General features: G+C 67.8%; 6 protein-coding genes. 3 read left to right on the top strand and 3 right to left on the bottom strand.

The annotated features are described in order from the left end of the window. Window positions 1–10: 10 nt before the first annotated feature. Window positions 11–2518 (bottom strand): glycoside hydrolase family 97 catalytic domain-containing protein, encoded by a 2508-nt coding sequence (locus ACTWPT_RS44975; protein WP_443183673.1) that lies wholly within the window; start codon window positions 2516–2518, stop codon window positions 11–13. Window positions 2519–2979: 461 nt separating this feature from the next. Here ACTWPT_RS44975 and ACTWPT_RS44980 point away from each other — a divergent pair, with 461 nt between their 5' ends. Then, window positions 2980–3462 carry an ATP-binding protein gene (locus ACTWPT_RS44980; protein ID WP_443183674.1) on the top strand — a complete coding sequence of 161 codons (483 nt, stop codon included), beginning with the start codon at window positions 2980–2982 and terminating at the stop codon, window positions 3460–3462. A gap of 110 nt (window positions 3463–3572) precedes the next feature. After that, window positions 3573–4193: a DUF6069 family protein gene (locus tag ACTWPT_RS44985; RefSeq protein WP_443183675.1), complete on the top strand. Its 621-nt coding sequence runs from the start codon at window positions 3573–3575 to the stop codon at window positions 4191–4193. A 338-nt stretch (window positions 4194–4531) separates the two neighbouring features. Here ACTWPT_RS44985 and ACTWPT_RS44990 read toward each other — a convergent pair whose 3' ends face one another. Beyond that, window positions 4532–5311 carry a hypothetical protein gene (locus tag ACTWPT_RS44990; protein WP_443183676.1) on the bottom strand — a complete coding sequence of 260 codons (780 nt, stop codon included), beginning with the start codon at window positions 5309–5311 and terminating at the stop codon, window positions 4532–4534. 448 nt (window positions 5312–5759) lie between these two features. Between ACTWPT_RS44990 and ACTWPT_RS44995 the strand changes: the two genes are divergently transcribed. Then, window positions 5760–6944: an MFS transporter gene (locus ACTWPT_RS44995; protein ID WP_443183677.1), complete on the top strand. Its 1185-nt coding sequence runs from the start codon at window positions 5760–5762 to the stop codon at window positions 6942–6944. Here the strand turns inward: ACTWPT_RS44995 and ACTWPT_RS45000 are convergent. After that, entirely contained in the window at window positions 6910–7677 is a 768-nt protein-coding gene (locus ACTWPT_RS45000) for a hypothetical protein (protein ID WP_443183678.1), read from the bottom strand. The genes ACTWPT_RS44995 and ACTWPT_RS45000 overlap by 35 nt on opposite strands. Window positions 7678–7722: the final 45 nt, after the last annotated feature.

A 7722-nucleotide genomic window follows, 5' to 3' on the forward strand; every position in this document is an offset into this window, starting at 1 on the left:
GCCCCCGAGCTCACATCACCACGTCGAGCGAGTCGACCGTCACCCCCGCCCCGGACGCGCCCTTGATCAGGATGGTGTTCGCGCCGGCGTTCAGGGGGAGCCCGACGGTCGCGGTGGCGGGCGCGTCGTTGCCGCCCGTCGCGTGCAGCGGGACCCTGACCGGCGTGCCGCCGTTGACCGCGACCTTGATCGACGCGACGGCGGACGACGCATAGTGGATCCGCACCGTCTTGTTGCCGGCCGAGGTGGCCTGGAACGGCACCGAGAGGGAGCCGGCCGCCAGGCCGGACACCCCGTTGCCGCCCGAGCATCCAGAGCATGCGTCCAGGGCGGCGCCGCCCGCCCGCGTGTTGCCTGCCGCCTCGGCCTCGACCGTACGCGAGATCGTCAGCGCGTCGATGTCCGGCGAGTAGGCGCCCGCGTTCAGGAACGTGACGGTGTTCGCGCCCGCGTTGAGCGGCACGTCGAGCGACCACTTGCCCACGTGCTCCCAGCCGCCGGAGTCCTTGACGTTCTCCGTCGCGATGGTGGTGCCGTTGACCTGGACCTCGACCGATCGCGGGTCGCCCGAGGTGTAGGTGAAGGTCAGCCTGTGCGTGCCCGCGGTCGCGGCCGTCACGTCGTTGAACCGCACCGAGCCGCCGGACCCGATGTTGCCCACCTTCTGGCCGCCCGAACAACCCTTGCACGCCTGGATGCCGGCGGCGCCGCCCAGGGTGTTGGAGGCGCTCTCCGCCTCGTACCGGCTGTCACCGGTGCCGATCATCGCGAGCGGCTTCTTCGAGATGCGCACCGAGACGCCTCCGGTGGCGATCATCGGCAGTGAGAGCGTGGTCGCGCTCGTGACGGTCTGGGACGACGTGGTGAGCCGGCCCGAGGCGTCGTCGGAGAAGATCGTCGCGGTGTGGTCACCGGAGCCGAGGAACGACAGCGGAACCGAGGCGGTCCTGGCCGGCGACGTCATCCCGGCGACGAACCAGTCGTCGCCGGACCGGCGCGCGACCGTGATGTGGTCGCCGGGGAACCCTTCGACGACCTTCGTCTCGTCCCACACCGTCGGGATCGCCCGCATCAGGTGACGGCCGGCCCACTGCTCGTAGGCCGCGGCCGAGTCGGCGTAATTGACCATCGCGGAGGTGAAGACGATCGCCTGGGCCAGAGTGTGACCCTGGGTGAGAATGGACGCGTTCTCCGAGATCATCGTCGGCGTGTAGTCCATCCCGCCGAGCATGTTGCGGATGAAGGGGTACGTCACGTCCTGGCGAGCCGTCGTGGGCGGCGGATACAGGTAATGCTCGGTGCCGGCGACCGCCTCCGAGGTCACCACCCACGGCCAGGTGCGGTTCTCACCGCCTGGCTTGGTGCTGCCGTGGAAGTTGAGCATCATCTGGTGGTTCGCCGCCGCCTGGCCGATCGACTGGTACCAGCCCATCGCCGTCTGCGAGTCGCTGAGGAAGAAGTCCACCTTGAGCCCGTCGATGCCGTAGCCCTTGTGCTCGGCCATCAGGGCCTCGGCGTCGGCCGGGTCGGCGAACGGCTCGGCGTTGACCCAGGCGAACATCTTCACGCCGCGCTGCTTGGCGTAGGCCGCGATCGCCGGCAGGTCCGTCGTGCGGTTGTAGCAGCAGTCCATGGTCACGTACTCGAAGCCCATGGCCTCGGCGAAGTCGACGTACTCCTTCTGCTTGTCGAGATCGCTCGCGCTGTCCCCGTCCGCGTACCAGGACCACGCCGCACGCCCCGGGCGCACCCAGGAGGTGTTCACCGTCGCCGGGGGGTTGAGGTGCTGCACCAGATCGGAGTTGTAGAGCGTGTCGAGGTTCCCCGCGATGATGGCCGCGCGCCAGGGCGTCTGGAACGGATACGTCGCCGAGATCGGGAAGGCCTGATCCGGCGTCCTCTTCAGGTTCAGCAGCCCGTCGTTCGCCCCGCTGCCCTTCAGCAGGGACGGCACGTAGGAGGCGTTCGCGTTCACCACCTGCGCCTCGGTGATGACCGTGAAGTAGGCGTTGTTGTCGATCGACGCCAGCAGCGGCATCGTGAGCTCGGTGCCGGAGTTCAGCTGGGAGGCGTTCCGATAGGTGTAGTCCTGCTCGTAGTTCGCGTTCCACGGGGCCGCCCAGCCGCCGGTCGTCGTGGGCAGGCGGAATCCGCTGGTCTCGTCCGTGATCGACACCGGGCCGCTTCCCGGCAACCGGTACCGGTAGGCGATGCCGTCGTCGTAGGCCCGAATCACCAGCTCCAGCGTCTGCCCGCTCTTCGCGTACCGCAGGGTCAGCTCGTTGGCATGATCGCGATATGACGGCTTGGTCCCGGCCGGCAAGGAATAGGAGGTGTCGATCGTGGTACGCGCCTCGCTGACATAGCTCAGTCCGGACCGAAGATCGACCGTCGAGGTGGCGATGCCCAGGGGGGAGTCGCCGAAGACCTGTGTGGTTCCCGCGGTCACCGCGAACGTCAGGGCGCCTGCTGTCTGCTCGGTGACGGTGAAGGCGATCTGTCCGTTGGGGGAGCTCACGCTGCGTGTGCTGAGTGCGAGCGCGGGGGGCGCTGTGAGAAGGGACACGAACATTCCGAGCACAGCGACGGCGACCAAGACGGCCGGGCGTCGCTCTCTCGTCCTTCGTGACATGTCGTCTCCGGTTGGGCGTGATGGGCTGGCTTCACTAGACAGATATGCGTCGGTGAGGCAAAACTATGGACCCCGCTGAGCGCGGCCGGAATGGTGGAACCGTTGGATCGGCTGGACATTCCGACTGTTTCGGCGACGGGCTGCCGCGGCTCGAGGGATCTGCGGCGAGACGTAAGGCGGGCGGCCCGAGGGGACGCGTTCGCGTAGGTACGTAGGTTCTCCGAATAGGTACGTATATGGGGAGTTCTCACGTGTTCTCGCAGCAGCTCACAGAGGCATTCTCGTGTTGTGAGCAATCCACGCTCCTGGAAGCGAGCAAGGAGCGAAGGTAACGGGGGAAGAGCAGAATGACGGGAACTTCGCGGAGCAGGGCCCTGGTCGAGGCCGGTGGCCGTGACTCGGCGGCGGGCCGGGTGGCTTCGTGGTGGCTGTCGAGTGACCTCAGCTCAGTGCGCACGGCGCGCGGGCTGACCCGTGAGACGCTGGCCGCCTGGGGTTTTGAGGACCAGGTGGAGGTCGCGGAGCTGCTCGTCAGCGAGCTGGTCGGCAACGCGGTTGATCACGCGTACGGGCAGGTCCGGCTCAGCTTCTCCGCCCGGGACGGGCTGCTGCGGTGCGAGGTCGAGGATGAGGACCCGCAGCTGCCGCGTATCCGTTCCGTTGATGTGGATGCAGAGAGCGGGCGCGGATTGGTCCTGCTCGACATGCTCTCCAACCGCTGGGGCGGTGTTCCCACGGCTCGGGGCAAGGCCATGTGGTTCGAGCTTCCGGCCTTCGCCGACGCCGAGGTCGAGGTCGAGTCCCTGGCGGCTCTGGCGCCGGCCGCCTGAGCCCTGTGCTTCCCCGTCACTCGCGGGCGCGCACAACCCCTTCACCCTCTTGACCGTGCGTGTAAGGTTCTCGAAGTGCCTGATCAGCATTCGCGACAGAGGTGATTCGCATGTCCTATCCCTCCCATGATCGCCGCCCGGGATCGGGCAGGCCGACGGTCAACCCGGCGCGCGTGTGGGGAGGCGGCGTGGCCGCCGCCGTGGTGGCCGCCCTGATCGTGGTGGTCGGAGTCATGATCAGCAAGAGACTCCTGGGCATCCGCGTCCTCACCCCCGATGGGGCTTCCGCGTACGGCAGTGCGGCGACCACGGGATATGCGATCTCGGCCGCCGCTGCCGCGCTTGTCGCCACGTTGCTGCTCTACGTCCTCATGCTGTCGACACCGGAGCCGGCCAAGTTCTTCGGCTGGATCGCCGGGCTCTTCACCGTCCTCATCACGATCCTGCCGTTCATGTACCCCGCCGACCTCATCGAGCAGATCGCCACGGCCGTCATCAATGTCGTCATCGGTATCGCCATCGTCTCGCTCCTGGCGTCGATCGGGCGCACGGCCCTTGAGGAGGCGCCGGATCCGTATGAGCAGCCCCGCGGGTACGAGCAGCCCCGCGGGTATGAGCAGCCCCGCGGGTATGAGCAGCCCCGCGGGTATGAGCAGCCCCGCGGGTACGAGCAGCCCCGCGGGTACGAGCAGCGCGGACACGAGCGCCGAGACTACGACCCGTACGACTGAGCGCGCCGGCCCGGCCCGCCCTTAGTGCCCGTGAACAAACTGATCCCTGTGCTTGCTGCGTGAGGCCGATATCGGGCGAAATTGAGACGTAGAGCGAATCTCCTGCGACATAGAGCGACCTTCCGGTAGTAACGGTGGTTATCCCAGCCCCGTCACCAACCGGAAGGTCTGCCGCCGTTGTACGTCACCCCTCCCATCGATGTCTCCCGTAACGAAGAAACTGCCTGCTCATGCGTGGCCTGCCGGTACGGCCGCCGAGCCGATCATCCGATCCGGGCGCCCCGCTACACCACTGACATGAGCGACGAAGAATGGCAGGTCATCAAGCCCTGCGATCTTCACCCGCTGGTGGACCGACGGTGATCTCTATGCTCTCCACAACGACCCCTCCGCGGCCTGTCCGCGGGTGCGTCGCTGTCCAGGATCTGCGCGACGGCGCAAGCGGCGTGATCGCCGTACCGGCGGGCGGTCTCCACCACCCCCGCATCGCCGTTCCGGGACGCTATTTGGAGCAGCGCCGCCGCCGCCTTGTCACGGAGCGTGCGCCGCGTGTCGAGAGCGTCCGGCACCAGGTACGGCACCGCCGCCAGCCCGTGCCGGGCGAACCACTCACCCGCCTGCCGGCGCGCCGAGGCCATTCCAAGCCAGGCGGCCATCAACCGGGCCACCTCGACATCGAGGAAGGGCATCAGTGCCCAGCCCGAGCGGTGGGCCTTGGCATTGGGGAACACCACGTGGTGGGCGTCGGCCCCGAAACGCACCGCGACGGCTCGCAGGATCGAGAAGTCGGACGTACGGCTGAGCGTCGGGTGCCAGTCCGCCAGCAGCGGCCGGACGAGTTCCTCGGGGCCCAGCTCGAACAGGGAGAACAGGGCGGGCTCGTGGGTGATCTGGCCGTCCAGGAACGCCCGCACGACACCCTCCCACCCCTCCAGCCGATAGATCTCCCTGAGGGCGGCTGTGAAATAGGGCCGACCGGGGAGCCGCTGCTGCCACTCCTCGCGTTCACCCGGTTCCCAGTCGACGACCCTTTCGGTGGGTGGCCGGAGTCCGGGAACCAGTGGCGTCTTCTGCTCCCACGGTGGAGTGACCAGCAACGGGGGCAGCGTGTCGCGCATTGTGTCAGCCTTTCGAGCACACGTCGTTGAAGGTATTCCTACCGAATCGCGGTATGTCGCGGGCATGTCGATCAGCCATCAGGCGGTCGCCGCAGGCTGACCTGCGGGGTCCGGATCGGACGTGCTTTGGCGCGCGGTCACGGAGCGCCTTCATCACACGATCGGGTCGCGGGCCACGCCGAAGGCCCCTGTCCGAGCAGCCCGATCGGAAGCGAGCGTCTCCAACTCCTTCGTTCCCGCGATCATCGATGCCGGGTGCCGCCTCCCTTACTGATTACTGACGGCATCGCCGTCTCAGTTTGTACACGGGCCGGTGGGCCGATCCGGCCTGACCAACGGCGCCACCGACGCCCCTGCGACGGTGCAGTCCGAAAGCGGCCGGTGCTTGCCGCGCCCTCATTGCTTGGCTGGTTACCCATAGATCGCGCACTCTTGCCGAACGGGAACCATGCCAACGACCACGCTTCGCCCGCCACTGATCAGCTGGCTCGCCGTCATCTCGCTCACGCTGGGCATCTTCGCCATCGTCACCAGCGAAATCCTGCCCATCGGCCTGCTGACCACCATCGGCGGCGCCTTCGGCATCTCCGATGGCACCGCAGGGCTGACCATGACGCTGCCCGGCATCGTCGCCGCCATCGCCGCACCCACCCTCACGCCGGCCACAGCCCGCCTGGACCGCCGCGTGATGCTCTGCGTCCTCATGGCCGTGCTCGCCGCCGCCGACGTCCTGGCAGCCACTGCCACCTCCTACTGGATCATGCTGATCTCCCGGGTGCTCGTCGGCCTCACCATCGGCGGCTTCTGGTCCATCGGAGCCGGGCTGGCCGGCCGCCTGGTGCCACCGTCCTCCGTGGGCACCGCCACCGCCCTGATCTTCTCCGCTGTCCCGCTCGGCTCCGTACTCGGGGTACCGGCCGGAACCTTCATTGGCCACCTGGCCGGCTGGCGAACCGCCTTCCTCGCCCTCGCCGTCCTGGCCGTCCTCGTTCTGGCCGCTCTGCTCGTGCTCCTGCCACCGCTGCCCGCCCACCAGGTCACCAGTCCTCGCGTCCTGCTCGATCTCTTGCGTGACCGAGGCACCAAAATCGCCCTCCTGGCCACCTTCCTCATCGTCTTGGCGCACTTCGGCACCTACACCTACGTCACGCCGTTCCTCCAGCACGTGACCCGGCTGCATCCCGCCGCCGTGAGCGCCGTCCTGCTGGCGTACGGCGTCACTGGGATCGCCGGCAATTTCCTGGCGGGCAAGGCCATCGCCAACAACCCGCGATGTGCCTTCACCGCCGGCGGCTGCCTGATCGCCGTAACCACCCTGCTGCTGCCCGCAGCAGGCACCACCGCCATCGGCGCCGTCGTGTTGCTCTTACTCTGGGGCCTGGCCTACGGCGCCGTGCCCGTCTGTTCCCAAGCATGGTTCATCAACGCCGCCCCCCACGCGCCAGAAGCCGCCACGGTCATCTTCACCTCCTCGTTCCAGGCGACCTTCGCCCTCGGCGCCCTCCTCGGCGGCACCATCGTCGACGCCTTCTCGGTCTCCACTGTGATGATCTGCGGCGGACTGACCGCCCTCCTCATGGCGGCATCCCTGTGGTCACTCACCAAACCGTTCCTAAACAGGATCCAGGAGTGACATCTTGATGCCACGTCCCGGAACTGCGCGCATCCCGAACGGTTTTGGATGCGCTGGTCTCCCGCGTTCTCGTTCCCTCCGTCCGGCGATGTGCATCGTGTGCACGTTCCGTGACGGGGTGGCGGGGTTCCTCACGCCCTCGGACACCACGGTCGGCCTGGATGGTCCGATGCCCACGACGATCGCTCTGGTCGTCGTGGGGCGGTGCCGTCCGTCGCCGGATCGGGTGGCCGAGGGCGCGTCGCCCGATCGCGATACCAGCGGCATCGTGACGGGACATCTTCCTTTTGTTGCTGGTCAGTGGCTTGCGCCAGTGCTGGTCGCCCCACATCGACGTATACGCCGGGTCGACAGCAACGATGGCGAGGTCCTGCTCGGCGGCCATCGACACGAGGCGGGCGCGGAGCTTGCCCGTCGGGATTGCGGAGATCAGCTGCCGGAACCGCTTCCTGCGGCCGTGCTTCTCCCGCGTCTTGTCCTGGCCGAAATCCAGGTTCTCAATGCCGATGGCCTTGACGCCGCATCGGTTCGCCCAGTGCAGCAACTGGCTGATGGCATGCCGGACCTGGGCATCGCGGTGGTCAGCCGTCCCGCTGAGGTCGTAGTGGAACCGTTTGGGGTCGCCGATCGGGTTGCCGTGGACGTCGAGCTGGTAGGCGGCGAAGTGGTCCGCGTTGGTGTCGACACCGACCATGCCTTCAGCGCGGGCGGTGGCCAGCGGGATCGTCTGCACCGTCGGCCTGGTCCACGAGGCCGTCAGGTACCAGCGGTCCCGCTG

It is taken from the genome of Nonomuraea sp. 3N208, assembly GCF_052245935.1.
Lineage (GTDB): Bacteria > Actinomycetota > Actinomycetes > Streptosporangiales > Streptosporangiaceae > Nonomuraea.

Coding starts and splice junctions, on each gene's coding strand:
- ACTWPT_RS44985 (WP_443183675.1), top strand. CDS start 3,573: ATGTCCTATCCCTCCCATGATCGCCGCCCGGGATCGGGCAGGCCGACG.
- ACTWPT_RS44995 (WP_443183677.1), top strand. CDS start 5,760: ATGCCAACGACCACGCTTCGCCCGCCACTGATCAGCTGGCTCGCCGTC.
- ACTWPT_RS44990 (WP_443183676.1), bottom strand. CDS start 5,311: ATGCGCGACACGCTGCCCCCGTTGCTGGTCACTCCACCGTGGGAGCAG.
- ACTWPT_RS44980 (WP_443183674.1), top strand. CDS start 2,980: ATGACGGGAACTTCGCGGAGCAGGGCCCTGGTCGAGGCCGGTGGCCGT.